Annotated in this window: 16 protein-coding genes and 1 pseudogene; 11 read left to right on the forward strand and 6 right to left on the reverse strand. The window is 39.0% G+C overall.

Features of this window, described 5'->3' with window-relative positions:
* Positions 1-53 precede the first annotated feature (53 nt).
* On the forward strand, positions 54-686 hold the full coding sequence (locus BACCELL_RS13370; RefSeq protein WP_007212355.1) for a murein L,D-transpeptidase catalytic domain-containing protein: 633 nt from the start codon (positions 54-56) through the stop codon (positions 684-686).
* Between the two features lie 56 nt (positions 687-742).
* A complete protein-coding gene (locus BACCELL_RS13375) occupies positions 743-1921 on the forward strand; it encodes a phosphoribosylaminoimidazolecarboxamide formyltransferase (protein WP_044153870.1) in 1179 nt (392 codons plus the stop codon).
* A 71-nt stretch (positions 1922-1992) separates the two neighbouring features.
* Here BACCELL_RS13375 and BACCELL_RS13380 read toward each other — a convergent pair whose 3' ends face one another.
* From BACCELL_RS13380 to rsmA, 3 genes are all read right to left on the reverse strand, one after another.
* Entirely contained in the window at positions 1993-3849 is a 1857-nt protein-coding gene (locus BACCELL_RS13380; RefSeq protein ID WP_007212357.1) for a DUF349 domain-containing protein, read from the reverse strand.
* 116 nt (positions 3850-3965) lie between these two features.
* Entirely contained in the window at positions 3966-5306 is a 1341-nt protein-coding gene (mgtE, locus tag BACCELL_RS13385; protein WP_026367655.1) for a magnesium transporter, read from the reverse strand.
* A 138-nt stretch (positions 5307-5444) separates the two neighbouring features.
* Positions 5445-6260: a 16S rRNA (adenine(1518)-N(6)/adenine(1519)-N(6))-dimethyltransferase RsmA gene (rsmA, locus tag BACCELL_RS13390; RefSeq protein WP_007212359.1), complete on the reverse strand. Its 816-nt coding sequence runs from the start codon at positions 6258-6260 to the stop codon at positions 5445-5447.
* A 113-nt stretch (positions 6261-6373) separates the two neighbouring features.
* On the opposite strand from rsmA, the gene BACCELL_RS13395 reads away from it, so the two are divergent.
* Both BACCELL_RS13395 and BACCELL_RS13400 read left to right on the forward strand, forming a co-directional pair.
* Positions 6374-7366, forward strand: a complete 993-nt coding sequence (locus BACCELL_RS13395) for a lysylphosphatidylglycerol synthase transmembrane domain-containing protein (protein WP_007212360.1) — start codon at positions 6374-6376, stop codon at positions 7364-7366.
* A 97-nt stretch (positions 7367-7463) separates the two neighbouring features.
* Positions 7464-8874: pseudogene (locus BACCELL_RS13400) on the forward strand (ATP-binding protein).
* Positions 8875-9010: 136 nt separating this feature from the next.
* On the opposite strand, the gene BACCELL_RS13405 reads toward BACCELL_RS13400, so the two are convergent.
* The 3 genes from BACCELL_RS13405 to BACCELL_RS13415 all read right to left on the reverse strand — a co-directional run bounded on the left by BACCELL_RS13405 (position 9011) and on the right by BACCELL_RS13415 (position 10668).
* Positions 9011-9862 (reverse strand): DUF4373 domain-containing protein, encoded by an 852-nt coding sequence (locus BACCELL_RS13405; protein WP_007212363.1) that lies wholly within the window; start codon positions 9860-9862, stop codon positions 9011-9013.
* Between the two features lie 39 nt (positions 9863-9901).
* Entirely contained in the window at positions 9902-10249 is a 348-nt protein-coding gene (locus BACCELL_RS13410; RefSeq protein WP_007212364.1) for an SH3 beta-barrel fold-containing protein, read from the reverse strand.
* 188 nt (positions 10250-10437) lie between these two features.
* Positions 10438-10668 (reverse strand): hypothetical protein, encoded by a 231-nt coding sequence (locus BACCELL_RS13415; RefSeq protein WP_044154004.1) that lies wholly within the window; start codon positions 10666-10668, stop codon positions 10438-10440.
* Positions 10669-11372: 704 nt separating this feature from the next.
* Here BACCELL_RS13415 and BACCELL_RS13420 point away from each other — a divergent pair.
* The 7 genes from BACCELL_RS13420 (at position 11373) to BACCELL_RS13450 (ending at position 18571) form a co-directional block, all read left to right on the forward strand.
* Positions 11373-11906, forward strand: coding sequence for a UpxY family transcription antiterminator (locus BACCELL_RS13420; RefSeq protein WP_007212366.1), 534 nt, complete (start codon positions 11373-11375; stop codon positions 11904-11906).
* Positions 11907-11922: 16 nt separating this feature from the next.
* A complete protein-coding gene (locus BACCELL_RS13425) occupies positions 11923-12405 on the forward strand; it encodes a UpxZ family transcription anti-terminator antagonist (protein ID WP_007212367.1) in 483 nt (160 codons plus the stop codon).
* An 18-nt stretch (positions 12406-12423) separates the two neighbouring features.
* The gene (locus BACCELL_RS13430; protein WP_007212368.1) at positions 12424-13059 is read left to right on the forward strand and encodes a sugar transferase; all 636 of its coding nucleotides are present in this window, start codon (positions 12424-12426) and stop codon (positions 13057-13059) included.
* A 172-nt stretch (positions 13060-13231) separates the two neighbouring features.
* On the forward strand, positions 13232-15040 hold the full coding sequence (locus tag BACCELL_RS13435; RefSeq protein ID WP_007212369.1) for an aminotransferase class I/II-fold pyridoxal phosphate-dependent enzyme: 1809 nt from the start codon (positions 13232-13234) through the stop codon (positions 15038-15040).
* A gap of 5 nt (positions 15041-15045) precedes the next feature.
* Entirely contained in the window at positions 15046-16008 is a 963-nt protein-coding gene (locus BACCELL_RS13440) for an ornithine cyclodeaminase (RefSeq protein WP_007212370.1), read from the forward strand.
* 2 nt (positions 16009-16010) lie between these two features.
* Positions 16011-17438 (forward strand): lipopolysaccharide biosynthesis protein, encoded by a 1428-nt coding sequence (locus BACCELL_RS13445; RefSeq protein ID WP_007212371.1) that lies wholly within the window; start codon positions 16011-16013, stop codon positions 17436-17438.
* Entirely contained in the window at positions 17435-18571 is a 1137-nt protein-coding gene (locus BACCELL_RS13450; protein ID WP_007212372.1) for a CapA family protein, read from the forward strand. Before BACCELL_RS13445 ends, BACCELL_RS13450 begins: the two co-directional genes overlap by 4 nt.
* The last annotated feature ends 6 nt before the right edge of the window (positions 18572-18577 follow it).

The raw sequence follows: 18577 nt of genomic DNA on the forward strand, positions 1-18577 counted from the left end.
TAATAAGTTCGTAGCTTTTTTGCTTTTTTGTCCCTAAGTCTATTAATACGATAATGAAGCTTATGAAGAGATTCATTCTGTTTCTGCTGCTATTTTTCTTTATTTTAGGATTAGAGGGTAGAGCATGTGCCGAATGTGGTAAAAGCATTACGGTGAATGCTGTCGATCATCAACGTCTGAAATCGAAAGCGCATGAAGCAAAGGCATATTGCGTTAGTAAGGGATTCAGTACAAATTATTGTTTCTTAGTAGATTTCAGCATACATTCTGGTAAAAAACGTTTCTTTGTTTGGGATTTTAAAGGAGATTCCATTAAGTATGCAAGTCTTTGTGCCCATGGTTATGGGAAAGATAGTACACCTTCCAAACCTGTTTTTAGCAATACGCCGGGAAGTCTTTGCTCTTCTCTGGGAAAATACAAAGTAGGTATTCGGGCTTACAGCAAATGGGGAATCAATGTTCATTATAAATTGCATGGTCTGGAACCCACTAATGATAATGCTTTCAAACGTATTGTCGTATTACATTCTTATACTCCTTTGCCTGCGACAGAGGTTTATCCTTCACATCTTCCATTAGGCATGAGTCAGGGATGTCCGGTGATTTGTAATGAAACGATGAGGCAAATTGATGTGTTGTTAAAGGCTGAAACCAAGCCTGTATTGTTATGGATTTATAATGATTGATCATACTTTATGTTTTAAGTAATAATGTAGCAATTCTATTCAAAATAATTAAAACTATGGCAAAAGAGTTAGAACTCAAGTACGGCTGTAACCCTAATCAGAAGCCGGCCCGCATTTTTATGCAGGAGGGGGAGTTACCTATCGAAGTCCTGAACGGACGCCCGGGATACATCAATTTTATGGATGCACTGAACGGTTGGCAGTTGGTGAAAGAATTGAAAGCGGCTACCGGAATGCCGGCTGCGACTTCATTCAAACATGTTAGCCCTGCAGGTGCAGCTATTGGTCTGGATTTGGATGAGACAATGAAACAGATTTATTTTGTTGATAACTTGCCGCTTTCTCCTCTGGCCAGTGCATATGTGCGTGCCCGTGGTGCGGACCGTATGTCATCTTACGGAGATTTTATAGCTTTGAGTGATGTCTGTGATGAGGCGACTGCCCGTTTTATTAACCGGGAAGTATCCGATGGTGTTATTGCTCCGGGATATACGGATGAGGCACTCGAAATTCTGAAGAACAAGCGTAAGGGTACTTATAATGTGATTAAGATTGATCCTTCGTATAAACCTGCATCGATTGAGCGTAAGGATGTGTTCGGGATAACTTTTGAACAGGGACGTAATGAGATTCAGCTGAATGGCAGCGAACTGTTCGCTAATATTCCTACGCGGAATAAGACTTTTCCGGATGCTGCAAAGCGTGATTTAATGATAGCGCTTATTACTTTGAAATATACGCAGTCCAATTCTGTATGTTATGTGAAAGACGGACAAGCGATTGGTATCGGGGCAGGACAGCAAAGCCGTATCCACTGTACCCGTTTAGCTGGAAATAAAGCTGATATCTGGTATCTTCGCCAGCATCCAAAAGTATTGAACTTGCCCTGGGTAGAGAAAATCCGCCGTGCCGACCGTGATAATACGATTGATATTTACATTAGCGATGATCATGATGATGTGTTGGCTGACGGTATTTGGCAGCAGTTCTTTACAGAAAAACCGGAAGTGCTGACGCGTGAGGAAAAGCGCGAATGGCTGAATACTCTGAAAGGAGTAGCTCTTGGTTCAGATGCTTTCTTCCCGTTTGGAGATAATATAGAGCGTGCTCACAAGACTGGTGTGGAATACATTGCCCAGGCAGGAGGTTCAGTACGTGATGATCATGTTATTGAAACCTGCGATAAATACGGTATCGCTATGGCATTTACAGGTATTCGTCTGTTCCATCATTAAGATAAGATATAAATAACAAAGAGGGTGTTGCAAAATGTTGAAACACCCTCTTTGTGTATATAGGCTTAAAATTATTCGGCGCTACGAATGGAATCGTCGATAACCTTAATCTTTTGTTTTACCAATTCAATATCTGCCTTCAGCTTTTCTACTTTGCGGTTTAGTTCTGTCAGCAGGCTGTTGCCTTTCTTTGAAGAAGCTGTCAGGAAGCCAAGATTATTTTCATAAGTCTGCAATTCGTTCTTCATGGCATCTGCTGCACGTACCAGTTTCTCGCGTTCGCGATAGAGTGACTGCGGGCTGCCTTCCTGAATACTGCTGATGTTGGATTTGAAGTTACTCAACTTCTTATTGGCAGCGCTGATGTTGAAGTGGTCGAACAATTTGTCCACTTGTCCGTGGTATTGCTTATACAAACGGTCTTTTTCCTTGAAAGGTACATGGCCGATGTTGTTCCATTCCTTCATTAATTCGCGTACCAACTGAGTAGCTTCATCCGTATCCATATTCTCATCAATGGCACCCAACTTTTCGATGATTTCCTTCTTCTTATTCAGGTTGTCTATCTCAACGGAACGTTGGGAGGAAGTAGCCTTGTTCTTTTGTTCGAAGAAGTAGTCACAAGCGGAAATAAACCGTTTCCATATTGCATCAGAATATTTCTTTGCTACCGGACCGATAGTCTTCCATTCTTTTTGCAGTTTGGTTAGTTCGTCAGCGGTTGCTTTCCAGTCGGTGCTATCTTTCAGAGCTTCAGCTTTCTCACAAAGAGCACGTTTCTTATCCAAGTTTGCATTCATGCCCTCTTTCAGGGCTTTAAAGAATTCACCTTTCTTGCGGAAGAATTCATCACACGCTTTACGGAAACGTTCGAATATCTTCACATTCATCTTTTGCGGTGCAAAACCGATGGTCTTCCACTTGTTTTGCAGGGCAATGATCTCCTGTGTTTTATTGTCCCACGCAGCAAAATTGGTCAATTCGTTGTAGTCTATTGCTTCAATGATTTCACAAATCACTGTTTTTTGGTCAAGATTATGCTGCTCTACTTCCTTCAATGATTCGAAGTGTTGTTGATGACGGCGATTTACGGCTGTGGAAGCAGCTTTAAATCGATTCCATACTTCGTCACGCAGTTCTTTTGCAACTGGACCCGTGTCACGGAATTCCTGATGTAGCTTTTGTAACTGGTGGAAAGCTGACACAACATCTGCTTCATCAGCCAGCTTTTCGGCAGCTTCACATAGATGTGTCTTTATTTCCAGATTTTTCTTGAAGTCATATTCGCGGAATTCATTATTCAGCTTCAACAGATCGTAGAACTTCTCCACATAGAGTTGATAACTCTTCCACAGTTCGTTGACTTTGGCTTGCGGAATAAGTTTCACTTCATTCCACTGTTGCTGTAACTTCTTGAATTCTGAGTAGGATTTGTTGGCATCGTCGGGTGACTCTACCAGTTCTTTCAGTTCCTCGATAATGGAAAGTTTGATTTGCAGGTTCAGCTCTTTTTGTTGTTCCTGTTCAGTTGACAATGCACCTCTCTTTTCTTTAATGACGGACATGATATTTTTGAATTCCTCTTCAACAGCATCCGTTGTCGGAATGAAATTCTCTGCTACTCCCCCGTTTTCGATAAACAGCTTCTTTGTCGCTTCTTGTTCGGCATTATGAAGCTTATAGAAAGCCTGTTTCAGACTATCTATCTCCTGTTTGCCGGCGTTTTCCACATCTGCGGAAATCTCTTTCAATTTAGCCAGGATTTCTTCCTTGCTTAGCTTTTGTGCGGCTTCTACCGGCTGCTCTTCCTGCTTTGCTTCTTCAGCCGGAGTTTCCGTCAGAGCCGGTTCTGAAACCTCAGCTGCTTTCTTTTCTTCTTCTAATTCCACCGCCTTTTCGGGGAGATTAGTGTCATGAGTGTCCATCATTGTACATACATTTTAAAAAACGGTTTTACCCGTTCGGGTTACATTAGGTCACAAATTAATGAAATAAAACAATTACTTCATACTTTTTTCCTTAGTTTTTTTTCATTTTTCTTGTTTTAGGATAGAAGTACGGTAATTCCCATATATAACATCATGCCTATAATATCATTGGTAATCGCAATAAACGGACCGGTAGCGATGGCTGGGTCTACCTTCAACTTTTCCAGTGTCATAGGTACCAGTGTGCCGAAGATAGATGCGAACATCACTACTGCAAACAGGCTGATAGAAACGGAATAGGTGACGGTGGCAGTTGCGCCGAACCGGACAAAATTATATATATATACTAATAAGGAAATAATAGTAGCGTTGATAAGGGCCACTACGGATTCCTTGGTAATTTGCTTGAAAGTATCTTTTGCATCCAGCGAGTTGTTGGCAAGGCCCTGTACGATGATGGCCGAAGATTGTGTTCCCACGTTTCCGCCTGTACCACCGATCAGCGGGATGTAGAGTGCCATCTCGGGATGGGCTGCGAAAGTAGCATCGAAATTACCTAAAATCATGGAATTGCCGATACCACCCAGCATACCGATAATAAGCCATGGCAAGCGGGCACTGGTCTGGCGCATTACATTATCATCTGTTTCCACATCCTGGGAAAGACCGGATGCCAACTGGTAATCACGTTCCGATTGCTCACGAACTTCATCCATGACGTCGTCTACGGTGATTTGCCCCACAAGCCGTCCGATACTGTCGATAACAGGAACGGCTACCAAGTCATATTTCTCAATGGTCTGTACCACATCGTCCACAGATGTGTCTACGCGTACAGAAATGGGGTCTTTCCTCATCACGTGTTTAACCTTGGATACAGAAGGGGAGGTAATCATCTTTTTCAGTGGAAACACTCCTTGCAGGCGGTTTTCGTCGTCGATGACATAGACATAATAGATCTCATCCAACTGCTCAGCTTGCTGGCGCATCTCTTTCAGGCACTCCGGCATACTCCAGTTCTCGTTTACGACCACCATTTCAGTACCCATCAAACCACCGGCGGTGTCTTCGTCGTACTTCAACAGGTCTACGATGTCTCCTGCCTGTTCGATGTCTTCAATGTGAGAAAGAATTTCTTCCTGTTTCTCTTCATCCAGCTCACGCATCAGGTCTACGGCATCATCCGTATCCATGTAGTCCACAAAGCGTTTGGCAATGGTTTCCGACGGGAGTATTTCCAGGAATTCTTTACGGACATCTTCATCCATTTCCATCAACACGTCTGCCGCCGTTTCGTTATCCAGTAAGCGGTATACGAAACGTGCTTCCTCAGGACTCAGGTCATTGCACAGTTCGGCAATATCCGCAGGGTGCAGGTCTATAAGGAGTGCTTTGACGTTCTCGGCGTCCTTTTGTTCTATGAGGTTTTTGACATTGTCAATGTATTCTTCGTCCATCTCCATAATCTTTCTCCTCTTTTTAAAATGATAATTTAGCGGGCTAAGCCGTGATAATTTTAGGCGCGGATTACGCGGATTTCACGGATTAAAAGCTACGCGCTCATCCGCACAATCCGCGCCTAAAATCTTTAATTATCATTTTTTGGTTTCATCACTTGTTTCTCTAATCTCTTTCAAGGCCTGTTCAACCCGGTTGGTCAGACTGATAAATTCCTGTACTGATAGTTGTTCTGGTCGTTTGTTAAACAAAACGTCTTCCGTCAGCGGACAATCTTTGCCGAGTATCGGCTTTATCGAATTTCTCAGGGTTTTGCGGCGTTGATTAAAAGTCGTTTTCACTACTTGTTTGAACAGCTTCTCGTCACAACCCAACTCTTTCGTTTCGTTTCGCGTCATACGGATGACTGCGCTTTTCACTTTGGGTGGCGGATTGAATACATGCTCGTGTACGGTGAAAAGATATTCTACACGATACCATGCCTGTATCAATATGCTCAGGATGCCATACGTTTTACTGCCCGGTCCGGCGGCAATACGTTCGGCCACTTCTTTCTGTATCATACCGGTACAACAAGGTATCAGTTCTTTGTTATCCAACATCTTGAAGAATATCTGGCTGGATATATTATAAGGATAGTTTCCTGTCAGTACAAAAGGTTGCCCGTCGAACAGGCGTTGGAGATTCATTTTCAGGAAGTCATCTTCAATGATGTTGTCTTCCAGCGACGGATATTCTTCACGCAGATAGGCTACGGACTCATAATCCAATTCCACCACCTTCACCGGACGTTCTTTTCTCACCAGAAACTGGGTCAATACACCCATGCCCGGACCTACTTCCAGAATGGGGAGGCCGGGACATGCGTCTACCGTATCGGCTATATCCTGTGCCACTTTCAGATCTTTCAGAAAATGCTGGCCGAGAAACTTTTTAGGCTTTACTAATTTCATTTATCAACTAAATCGTTACTTTTGCACCGCAAACGGAGACCGTCCTTTTGGGAAAGTGCTGTATTTGCAGCCCACAAAGGTAATCCTTTTCGACGAAGAATAACGAATTCTGCATGAATAAACTATTAAAAAAGACACTGAAGATCCTTTTACCGGTCGCTTTGGGCGGTTTTATTCTTTATTGGGTGTATCGAGATTTTGATTTTGCACGCGCCAAGGAGGTACTTCTGCATGGAACGAACTGGGGATGGATGCTGTTTTCGTTGTTTTTTGGTGTGATGAGCCATGTTTTCCGTGGCTGGCGTTGGAAACAGACGCTTGCGCCGCTCGGAGCTTATCCAAAGACGAGCGATTGTGTGGATGCTATTTTTGTTTCCTATGCCGCTAATCTTGTTTTACCCCGTGTAGGCGAAGTTTCCCGTTGCGGTATGCTTGCCAAATATGACGATGTTTCTTTTGCCAAATCGCTTGGAACAGTGGTAACGGAACGCTTGATAGATACATTGACCATTCTTTTGATTACCGGGATTACTTTTCTGATGCAGATGCCCGTCTTCCTTCGTTTTTTTGAAGAGACAGGTACGAAAGTTCCTTCGCTGGTGCATCTGGTGACATCTCCCTGGTTTTATGTCGTTCTTTTTAGTATCATTGGTGTATTAGTATTACTCTATTTCCTTCTGCGTATGCTTTCTTTCTTCGAGAAAGTGAAAGGAGTGGTGCTGAATGTATGGGAAGGTGTGATGTCATTGAAGAGTGTGAAGAATATACCGCTTTTCCTCCTTTACACGGTGTTGATATGGGGATGTTACTTTTATCACTTTTATATCACTTTCTATTGCTTCGCTTTTACTGAACATCTCAGCTTTCTGGCGGGTCTGGTGATGTTTGTAGGCGGCACTTTTGCTGTGATTGTCCCTACTCCTAATGGGGCGGGACCGTGGCATTTCGCTGTCATTACAATGATGATGCTATACGGTGTCAATGCTACTGATGCGGGAGTTTTTGCCCTAATAGTACATGGTATACAGACATTGTTGGTTATTATATTGGGTATTTATGGCTGGTTACATTTGTCGTTGGTAAATCGTACGAAACAGAATCCGTGAGGCGGAGATTAAAAGACGAAAAAAGATAAATAATTCTGTTTGTTTGTCGTTCTGTTCTTTTGTTGTAACTTTGTAATCAAAGAAACGGAGGCTTGATATGGAGCAACAACAGAAATTTTATCCGGTAGGAATACAGACTTTCTCAGAAATTATAGGAAAGAACTATTTGTATATTGACAAAACGGGATACGTCTATCGCATGACGCATTCCGCTTCTAAATATATGTTTCTAAGTCGACCGCGCCGTTTTGGCAAGTCGTTGCTGGCCAGTACGCTTCATAGCTATTTCGAAGGTCGGAAGGAATTGTTCAAAGGGCTTGTTATCGAGAAATTGGAGACGGAATGGATGTCATATCCAGTTTTTCACTTTGATATGAGTCTGGCAAAACACGTGGATAGGGAACGGTTAGAGAGTATGTTGAATATTCAGTTGTACAGATACGAAGAAATCTATGGTCGACTGGATGGGGAAGTAATGTTGAATGATCGTTTAACGGGTTTAATTCAGCGTGCTTATCAGCAGACCGGCAAACAGGTTGTTGTCTTGATTGACGAATATGATGCTCCGCTTCTTGATGTAATGCATGAGGATAAGAATCTGCCCATACTTCGCAATGTGATGCGTAACTTCTACAGTCCGCTGAAAGCCTGTGACCCTTATTTGCGCTATGTGTTTCTGACCGGAATCACGAAGTTTTCCCAACTGAGCATCTTCAGTGAACTGAATAATATCAAGAACATCAGTATGGACGAACCTTATGCTGCCATCTGCGGCATTACGGAAGAAGAAATAAAGGAGCAAATGAGCTATGATCTGGGTTTGTTGGCGGAAAAAATGCAAATAACGCGTGATGAAGTGCTGGCAAAATTGAAAGAGAACTATGATGGTTATCATTTTACCTGGCCTTCACCAGATATTTACAATCCTTTTAGTCTGTTCAATGCTTTTAACGATGGCAAATTTAACTCCTATTGGTTTGGCAGCGGTACTCCTACTTATTTGATAGAGATGCTGAATAAATTTGGCGTTCTTCCATCTGAAATAGGCGGAATAGAGGCTGTTGCTGCGGAGTTTGATGCTCCCACGGAGCGTATGACCAATATTACTCCCTTGCTCTATCAAAGCGGCTATATCACAATAAAAGGTTATGACAGTGTTTTCGACATATATACGCTTGATATTCCTAATAAGGAAGTTCGTATTGGATTGATGCGTAATCTGATTCCTTCATATATCACAAATGATACTTAACCTTTTGGGATATTATGTTGATGTAGAAGTACGTACTCCCCGTGGTCGTGTGGATATGGTGATGCGCAGTTGGACGACTCTCTATGTTGTTGAGTTGAAACTTGATAAGAGTGCTGATGCGGCTATGCAGCAGATTGACCTGAAAAATTATCCCGAACGTTTTGCGCTGTGCGGACTTCCGGTAGTGAAGATGGGGATAAATTTCGACACGAAACGACATACGCTGGCTGATTGGAAGATAGAACCCGTTAAATAAATTGTGGGACTACAATACCTTGTCTACAAGAAGTTAAGAGTTTGTCGGCAAGAAGTTAACTCCTTGTCGGCAGGAAGTTAACTCCTTGTAATCCTTTGATAATCAGTATCCGCTTAATCCTCTGATTTTGCGTTTTTTATCCTTGTGTGCGTGCCTTGTTCAGTGCTCCTATCAGATATTTCCCTTTGCTGTTCACTATACTCCACTTGGTTGCGTGTATTATTTTCCAGACCTCGTTTCCCAGCCGTCCGTAGTCGGACAACTTCAATATCGCTTTCGTATCATTCGGATCGTTGATATGCAGCCCGTCCAGTGCGAGCAAGAGACATTCCAGGTTATGGGTATTCTTGTTGTAGGCATATCCCGGAAACTCAATGAAAGAATATTTCCTCCATACCCCGACATCCTCCCCCGGCGGGGGAGTTAGAGGGGGAAGTTCTCTATTTTCGTTTGCTTTGTTTTGTTCTGTTTTGTTTTGTTCGGAATTGTCGGCATTTTCGGTGAAATTGTCTGCATCCTGCATGCAATTTTGAGGGTTTTGCATACCATCGGTCTCTTTATCGACTTTGCCGTCTTTACCGCCTTTATCACTTTCTTCCGTCTTCACCAGCATGTAGGGCAGGGACTCTAAGTCCCTTTTCCTACGTTTGGTTGCTTCGAGCCATACTCTCTGGATCTCTACGGAAGTCAGTATTCCGTGTTCCTTATAGGTTTCTTTGTCGAAGAACCCCTTTTCCATCAGTGTCTCCACAATTCCCTGCATCTCTTCTTTCGTAATTTCCCTTCCCACTTTGTTGGTGAAGAGTGTACACTGTTCTTCATTCCATACCATGTAGTATCCGTTTTCCTTGTATATCTTGCACACTAATTTCATGACTGCCGTTTCCGCTTTCATTCCATACCTGGCTTCTATCAGTTCCATAGCCACTTCTTCGAAGAAGCTCACCTGAGTAGGAAAATAAGGTATGCTATTGTATATCATTGCCATAACTTCATTCTTTAATTGTTAATCATTAATTGTCAACTGTCAATTGATCGGTCTCCATTCCAGAAAGTTTTCCAGCTGGAAGCTTCTCCACGCCTGTAGTTCTACATCCCAGTAGATGATGTGCCCTTCTATATGATGTATATCGTATTTCCGACGGAAACATTTTTCGTATGGAAGTAGTGTTGCTTTTACAAACTTGAAGGTTCCGTCCTGTTTGTAGTATGCCACAAGTGCATATCCATACTGCATGTGGCTGATGAGGCTTTCAATTCTGTCGGTCATCCATAGTGCTGCGTCTTCCGTGTAGGCTTTTTCGAGCATGATTCGTATTTTCCATTTCTTTCTGAGTGCTTCATAGATTGAAGCGGGTTTCTTTAGTTTTCTCATTGTGTTTAATTTTAAATTATTAATTCTTAGTTCTTTAGTTGGTGTTTATGTCGGGCATAAAAAAAGAGAAGATATCACTTTGGGGATAAAGCGACATCTTCTCGATTTGCGGGGCTTAATCTTTGCTAAAGCGGGGGCAAAGATATAGTAGATTGTATATAGGGTGTCAATATTTAATTGTTGTCCATTTATTTCTTATCTTTATTCTTGTTTTTATTCTTCTTCTCCATCACTTTTTGTAGATGTTCACCTCTCCAGATTTCTCCCAATTCTATTTCTATTGTCTTGGCTGATAGTGGAGTATTGCTGTCGGAGAGAAAAAGTCCCCATTCAGCACCCTTGTCTGCCAATTCGTGAATGGATATGTTTTCTTTTTTACCGAAAAATCCTTTGTCTCTCCAATTGAGCAGTTCTATCATTCCTTCTTTTCGATATTTGGGAAGTATCCCTTTTACCACTCTACCTTTAGGGCGTCCGGGTTTTCTCTTAATCTCTGATACATTGCCTCTTAAAGGTGAATTTTCTGCCTGTTTCAGGCCTTTTTTTCAAGGCTTTTAGCCATCTCTTTTTGTTTCATAATTTCACTTATTTAACGTAATAATAAAATATATATTAAATGTTTGATTTGAAAAACGGGCAAAGGTAAGCGTTTCTTTTGTTTACAGGCAATAGGAGTGATAGAAAAAGTTTTTTTGCTAATAATAAATATGAGGGTAATTTGTTGTATAATAGAGTGATACGTTGCATTTATAGGGGTGCCCAAAAAACGTTCGTTTAATGGGCACAAAGATAATGGGTATTTTTTGAATGTGCAAAATGTTTAATAAAAATATTTTTATGCTAGGCTCTTTTTACTGCTATGTCGCTGATTATCAGTCTAACTTTTTTGTCGATAAATATGTTTAATATCCTTTCATTTTTGTCCTTTTTGAATTTCTTATTTTTCTCAAATCTTGACGCCCATTAAACGAACGATTAAAAAATACTTTTTTGAGTTTAATGTCTTCGTTTCTATCTTATTAAGTTAAAAAACTATTTGTTTCGGTTTGAAAGAGAATATGTCTCGTTCAAACCGCGAAGCGCACCCGGAACTATACTGAAATCCTCAATAGTTTTCTTGCAAGTGATTGAAAATCAGAAATATTGGTTTGCCGCCCGTACTCGTGATAAGCAAGAGTTTGCTGTCCGAAAATCCCTAGATAAGTTTAAGGCAGAAGAGGGTCTGGATCTTGATTACTATCTTCCCACGCGAACTGTGGTATCTCAGCTGAAGTATCGCCGTAAGCGTACTGAGGTTCCTGTTATTCGAAATTTAATCTTTATCTACGCTACCAAGCAAACTGCCTGTGATCTTTCCAATGTTTATGGTGTTCGCCTTTATTATATGAAAGACCTTTTCACTCATTCCATGTTGGTGGTCCCTAATAAACAAATGGAAGACTTTATATTTATTATGGACTTGAATCCCGATGGAGTCAGTTTTGATAGCGAACCCTTTGCTATAGGGAATAAAGTAAAGGTCATCAAAGGGGATTTTAGCGGCATTGAAGGTGAGATTGCCACACAAGCCAATAAAAACTATGTTGTTATTCGTATTAAGGGTGTCTTAGTCGCAAGTATTAAAGTCCCCAAGTCTTATCTGAAGCTAATCAACTAATTATATATTAATCTCCATGAATTCTTTACTTTCTTGTGCTTTTGAGCTTCAACATGTCGCTCATGAGCTGATGTATCTTGGTATGGACGGTGAACCTATCTATTCCGATACTTTTTGTCGGTTGAATAAGGAAGTTCTCGTTAAGTCCAATTCTCTTTTTTCCTCTAAGAGTTCCGATATCGAAGAAGAAGCCAATCTGTGTCTGGCACTTTTGATGGGTTACAATGCTACGATCTACGATTATGGAGATAAAGAGCAGAAGAAGCAATCTGTATTAGACCGCGCTTATAACATTCTGGAACAACTTCCAGCTTCCTTGCTTAAAGTTCGTTTGCTGACTTACTGTTATGGCGAAATTTATGAAGAGGGTTTGCTTCAAGAAGCTCATTCCATTATGGATCAGTGGGACAAAGGAACTTTAACTTCCGAACAAGCGGAAGTTATGGAAGAATTGAAGAATATTGAAGAGAATCAATATCCTTTTGAAATATTACAATGACAAAAATACTTATACCGTATGGAATCTATGGAACAAAATGATCATTTTATTCCTGATGGAATGAATGATTTTGAACGCAGTGTAAAACGCGTTGGCGATTGTTTGCTGGCTTTTATAGGTCTTATTATTTTTTCGCCTTTATTTTTGATTTGTTATCTCGCGGTAAAGCATGAAGATGGTGGTGCAGCCATATTCAAACAGGAACGTATTGGACGTTTTGGTCGTCCCTTCTACATTTACAAATTCCGTAGTATGAAGTTGGATGCCGAAAAGTATGGTCCGGCACTTTATGCCGGTGGTAAAGATGAACGCTTAACAAAAATCGGTAAATTTCTTCGTGAACACCATTTAGATGAGCTTCCCCAACTTTGGAATGTCTTTCTTGGTGACATGTCTTTTATTGGTCCTCGTCCGGAACGGAAGTTCTATATAGATCAGATTATGGAGCATGATCCTCGTTATCGCTATTTATTTCAGATCCGTCCGGGAGTTACTTCGTATGCTACTTTGTATAATGGGTATACGGATACAATGGAGAAGATGTTACGTCGGTTGCGGTATGATTTGTTTTATTTGGAACGTCGCTCATGGTTTTTTGATTTCAAGATACTGTTTATGACGTTTATGAATATTGTGTTTGGGAAAAAGTTTTAAATATGTTAGTTGCTTTTATTCTGAGAATTACGCTAATCATAGACTAATAATTAATTTATATAAAAAGGTTTGGCTATCTTGTTTATCATTGGACAAAAGGGGTTTACCTGAAGTAGGTCGTAGGCAATAATGTTTTTGATAGCCATGTTCTGAACACTAATAACTAATCATTATGCAAGCAATTATCTTAGCTGCCGGTATGGGAAAACGTTTGGGTGAATTGACCAAAGGTAATACCAAGTGTATGGTAAACGTTAATGGTATATCACTTATTGATAGAACCTTAACCCAATTATCGAAATTATCGTTATCTCGTATTGTAATTGTAATAGGCTATAAAGGGGAGAATTTGAAAAATTATGTTGGCGACGAATATAAAGGGGTGAAAATAGAATATATTAACAATCCCGTGTATGACAAAACTAATAATATTTATTCGCTTTCGTTAGCAAAAAAGGAGCTTCAAGAGGATGATACTTTGCTTATCGAATCGGACTTGATATTCGACGATGCGCTCTTTTCAATGATAGTTGATAATTCCTATCCGAATTTAGCCTTGGTTGCCAAGTATGAAACTTGGATGGATGGTACGATGGTGCGTATAGATGCGGATTGCAATATCGTAAATTTTGTGCCTAAGGATGCCTTTAGATACGAAGATGTAGATGTCTATTATAAGACGGTGAATATTTATAAGTTTAGTCGTGAATTCTCGACAAATGAATATGTTCCTTTTCTTGATGCTTATAGTCGGGTGATGGGAAATAATGAATACTATGAACAGGTGTTGCGTGTGTTGACATTGCTTAATTCATCAACTCTAAAAGCTTTACCAATTCAGGATGAAAAATGGTATGAGATAGATGACGTACAAGATTTGGATATTGCTTCAACTATATTTTCTTGTAGTGAAACTAAGTATGAAGAATATCATAAGCGCTATGGAGGTTTTTGGCGTTTCCCTAAATTATTAGATTATTGTTATCTCGTCAATCCATTTTTTCCATCTAAGCGCATGAAGGATGAACTTCGTGCTAATTTTGATACATTGCTTGCGGAGTATCCTTCAGGAATGTATGTAAATTCTCTGTTGGCGGGGAAATACTTTGGCATTAAGCAGGAGTTTGTGGTGGTAGGTAATGGTGCTGCCGAACTTATCAAGGTTGTGATGGAAGAACATACACGTGATAAAGTAGGGGTTATCTATCCTACTTTTGATGAATATCCTAACCGTTTACATCCGGAGCAAATAGTGGCTTATATTCCCCAAAATACTAACTTCACTTATGCGGCTGATGATTTGATGGATTTTTATGCGGATAAATCAATTTCTTTATTATTGCTTATAAATCCGGATAATCCGTCTGGAAACTTTATATCCAAGCAGGACGTACTTAGATTGGCATCCTGGTGTGAGGGTATGAATATACGTTTGCTTGTTGATGAAAGTTTTGTGGATTTTACTACGGGATATGCAGACAATAGTTTACTGCATAATGATATACTTTTGCAATACCCAACTATGATGGTTATGAAATCCATCAGTAAATCTTATGGTGTACCCGGTTTAAGATTAGGTGTATTTGCATCTTCTGACGTGGATTTGATAGCTCGTATAAAGAAAGAGATTTCCATTTGGAACATCAACTCTTTTGCGGAATTCTACTTGCAAATTTATGGAAAGTATGAAAAAGATTATGCCAAAGCGTGCCAGAAGTTTATAGCAGAGCGTGAAATGTTTTTTAGGGAGTTGACGCGGATTTCGTATTTGCACGTCATTCCTTCTCAAGCCAATTATTTCTTATGTGAAGTCATAGACAAATATACTTCTGCCGAACTGACGCAAAAGTTGATAGAGCATGATGTCATTATCAGTAACTGTGGATTAAAATCAAATATGCGTGGACGGAATTTGATTCGTTTAGCTATTAGAAACAGAGAGGACAATTCAAAGTTGGTTGATATTTTAAAGTCATTGTAAGTAAGATGAAGAATAAAGTTCTTATTGTTCAAAATAAGCACATTTGTGATTTGAATATATCACCTAAAGAGTGTGTTAGTTGGGTTAATGAATCATTCCGTATGAAATATGAAGCTCAACTTCCTGCTAAAATAAGCGTTCATCCGCAAGGTAATGATTTCTTTACTTCTATGCCGGCATTACTGCCTCAGCCTTATCGTTTTTTTGGTGTTAAAGAAGTGTGTCGAATAAATGGTAGAGAACCTGCATTAAGTAGTGATATACTTCTTTATGATAGTATAACAGGGCATTTGCTTGCCTTGATGGATGGGGATTGGATAACAACTATGCGAACAGGTGCAGTTGCTGCATTGTCTATAGACAAGTTGAAGAAATCCGATGCGCATACATTCTCTTTTATAGGGTTGGGCAATACAGCTCGTGCGACAGCGATGTGTTTATTATCTTTGTATGCAAATAAAGACGTGAAATTTCGTTTATTGCGTTATAAGGATCAAGCAGACTCTTTTATAGAAAGATTTCAAGAATATACTAATGCTCTATTTGAGATTGTTGACACTGTTCAAGAACTGATCTCTGGAGCGGAAATTATCATATCTTGTATAACTGATGCGTCAGATTTAATCTGTACTGATAATACTTTATATAATAAAGGTGTTTTACTGGTACCTGTCCATACTCGAGGTTTTCAAAATTGTGATTTGTTTTTTGATAAAATTTATGGTGATGATAGAGGCCATGTGTGTGGCTTTAAAAACTTTAGTAAGTTTAGGGCTTTTGACGAATTTAGTAATGTTCTGTTGAATCGAAATCCGGGTCGTGAGAATGATAAAGAACGGATTATTGCATACAATATAGGATTAGGGTTACATGATATTTTATTTGCATGTAAAATATATGAGCGTTTAAATAAAGCCCAATTTCCTTTTTTTATGCAAGAAAAAGAAACTGCTAAATTCTGGATATAATAATGGGAAAAGTAACTATAAGTTTTGTATGGGCATTTATACAGAAGTTTGGTAATACTTTCTTGTCTTTTATTTCTAATATAATTTTGGCAAGATTGTTATTGCCAGAAGACTATGGTGCGATTGGGATGATTATGATTTTTATAGTCATATCAAATACATTTATAGATGGAGGGTTTGGCTCTGCCCTGATTCAGAAAACAAATCCAACAACAAAGGACTATTCAACCATTTTTTATTGGAATATTTTCTTCTCAATAGGATTATATATCGTTTTGTATTTTTGTGCTCCATTTATAGCATCTTTTTACAAATTACCCTTATTGAATAATCTGTTGAAAGTTTTGGGGGTAGTGTTAATAATTAATTCATTGAGTGTAGTACAAAGTACTCAGTTAAGAAAAAAATTAAAATTTAAGGAATGTGCCTACGCTACAGTTATATCATCCTTGTTAGCTGTTTGTGTTACAGTCTTTTTGGCATATAATGGAATGGGAGTCTGGAGTTTGGTTATACAGCAGATTCTTGTGAGTGTATTTAGCCTCTTACTGTATTTGTATTTTAATAAGTGGATACCTTCACTTGTGTTTTCATGGAAATCATTAAAAGAATTATTTAATTTTGGATTTTTCATGTTATGTTCGTCTTTTCTTAATAATCTATGCAATAATATTCAAGGACTCATCATAGGCAGACAATTCTCTTCAACGGTAATGGGGTTATATACACAGTCTGCAAAATTGGCAACAGAGTCGTCGAATAGTATTGCTTCAGTCGTAGATCAAGTTTCATATCCTTTATTGGTAGAGGTCAAAGATGATAACAGGGCATTGGAGAAAATAATTCGACAATTATCATGTAATTTATTATTTCTCATTTTTCCTTTGATGTGTTTTCTAATAGTGGTAGCCAAACCTTTAATAGTCTTTCTTTTTACTGAAAAATGGATTGATTGTGTTCCTTATTTTAGGATATTATGTTTGTCTGGTATTGCTGTGACATTTCAAGGTGTTTCGTATAATTCTATAGCTGCAATCGGTAAAAGTTGGTTGTTATTTAAGTGGAATTTGGTGAAGAGAATATTTGCAATGACTTTAATTTTTGCAGGTTTGAAGTGGGGAGTATATGGCATATTATGGGCAATGGTTGTAGGGGCTTATGTGATTTCATTTATAAATATGTATCTTGTTTCTTCTCAAATAGGTTATAATTTGGGTAAGCAATTTAGAGATATTATTCCTATAGTATTAATAGCGACATGCCCATTAATGTTATTATTTTTGATAAAGGGAATATTTGAAATATCAAATGAATATGATTGCTGTATGGGTATTATATATTTGATTCTATACTTCATAATATCATGGTGTTTGAAGATAGAACAATTGGGTAACATAGGACAAATATTAGCCTCAATTTTTAGACGATGATTAAAATAGCATGTGTTGGTGATGTAATGCCTGCCGGTGTTCATCATGGGAAGAAAGATAATTATATAAAAAGTGATGTCTTAGAATTTTTAAAGTCATTTGATATTAGAGTTGCTACACTGGAATGTGCGATAGGAGATAAACCTAGTTTTGATCCTGAGAAGATGGTACGAAAACAAGACATTGTCTATGCTCCGACTTCTGATTTGTACAGAGTTAAAGAAATGGGGATTGATGTTGTCAGTTTGGCAAATAATCATGCATTTGACTTAGGTGAAGAGGGGTTGATTAATACATGTAAACAACTTGATAAATTAGGGATAATGTATTGTGGTGCTGGATTGAATTCAGAAGAAGCCTCTCGCCCTGCTGTCGTTACATTTGCGGGAGTATCAATTGCGTTTTTGGCTTTTTGTGATTGGAGGATGGATACTGTTGGATATGTACCGTTTGCAACTGAAAATAAAGCGGGAATGAATGAAATGAGAGAAAAGAACATAAAGGAAAGTATTGAAAAAAATAAAAGCCAATATGATCATCTTTTTATTTTTCTTCATTGGGGTGTAGAATATTCCTATTTTCCTACTCCATCAATGATAACATTAGCTGATAAAATCCTAAACTGGGGAGCTGATGGAATCATAGGTGGACATACACATAGGATTCAGCCACTGATAAGTAGCCATAATAAATTTATATACTTTAGTTTGGGTAATTTTTTCTTTCCAGACAGATATATAAATAAGCCTAGACCTACTTATTATCCAAGTGAAGGTGAAGATTTGTCCAATTGTCCATATTCTTATGGATGGCCTTATGTCTCACATCCTCTATTAATGAAATGGAGGGAAACAGAGAATATCGGTATGATAGGATGTATAGAAATAAATGATAATGTTGTATGTGCTAGTTATAGATTAACGAAACTCTGCGACAATATAATAGAGGGTAGGATAAGAAAACCTTTTCTTTTTAAGATCTCACAATTAATGGTTGGTCTTCCTTTCTATTCGTTTTCTTATTTTCTTTTTAGAGCTATTAGGTCTATATATTTTAGAAGCAAAAAAATGAGTAGACTCATTTTTCGAAAAGAACTTGAACAAGAGATTATTTATCGTAATCATGAATGTTAATTCGGG

It is taken from the genome of Bacteroides cellulosilyticus DSM 14838 (assembly GCF_000158035.1).
GTDB lineage: Bacteria > Bacteroidota > Bacteroidia > Bacteroidales > Bacteroidaceae > Bacteroides > Bacteroides cellulosilyticus.

What these genes read in the sequence shown, in the direction of transcription:
- BACCELL_RS13370 (WP_007212355.1), top strand. Translation starts at nt 54, where the DNA reads ATGAAGCTTATGAAGAGATTCATTCTGTTTCTGCTGCTATTTTTCTTT.
- BACCELL_RS13375 (WP_044153870.1), top strand. Translation starts at nt 743, where the DNA reads ATGGCAAAAGAGTTAGAACTCAAGTACGGCTGTAACCCTAATCAGAAG.
- BACCELL_RS13380 (WP_007212357.1), bottom strand. Translation starts at nt 3,849, where the DNA reads ATGATGGACACTCATGACACTAATCTCCCCGAAAAGGCGGTGGAATTA.
- mgtE (WP_026367655.1), bottom strand. Translation starts at nt 5,306, where the DNA reads ATGGACGAAGAATACATTGACAATGTCAAAAACCTCATAGAACAAAAG.
- rsmA (WP_007212359.1), bottom strand. Translation starts at nt 6,260, where the DNA reads ATGAAATTAGTAAAGCCTAAAAAGTTTCTCGGCCAGCATTTTCTGAAA.
- BACCELL_RS13395 (WP_007212360.1), top strand. Translation starts at nt 6,374, where the DNA reads ATGAATAAACTATTAAAAAAGACACTGAAGATCCTTTTACCGGTCGCT.
- BACCELL_RS13405 (WP_007212363.1), bottom strand. Translation starts at nt 9,862, where the DNA reads ATGGCAATGATATACAATAGCATACCTTATTTTCCTACTCAGGTGAGC.
- BACCELL_RS13410 (WP_007212364.1), bottom strand. Translation starts at nt 10,249, where the DNA reads ATGAGAAAACTAAAGAAACCCGCTTCAATCTATGAAGCACTCAGAAAG.
- BACCELL_RS13415 (WP_044154004.1), bottom strand. Translation starts at nt 10,668, where the DNA reads ATGATAGAACTGCTCAATTGGAGAGACAAAGGATTTTTCGGTAAAAAA.
- BACCELL_RS13425 (WP_007212367.1), top strand. Translation starts at nt 11,923, where the DNA reads ATGAATTCTTTACTTTCTTGTGCTTTTGAGCTTCAACATGTCGCTCAT.
- BACCELL_RS13430 (WP_007212368.1), top strand. Translation starts at nt 12,424, where the DNA reads ATGGAATCTATGGAACAAAATGATCATTTTATTCCTGATGGAATGAAT.
- BACCELL_RS13435 (WP_007212369.1), top strand. Translation starts at nt 13,232, where the DNA reads ATGCAAGCAATTATCTTAGCTGCCGGTATGGGAAAACGTTTGGGTGAA.
- BACCELL_RS13440 (WP_007212370.1), top strand. Translation starts at nt 15,046, where the DNA reads ATGAAGAATAAAGTTCTTATTGTTCAAAATAAGCACATTTGTGATTTG.
- BACCELL_RS13445 (WP_007212371.1), top strand. Translation starts at nt 16,011, where the DNA reads ATGGGAAAAGTAACTATAAGTTTTGTATGGGCATTTATACAGAAGTTT.
- BACCELL_RS13450 (WP_007212372.1), top strand. Translation starts at nt 17,435, where the DNA reads ATGATTAAAATAGCATGTGTTGGTGATGTAATGCCTGCCGGTGTTCAT.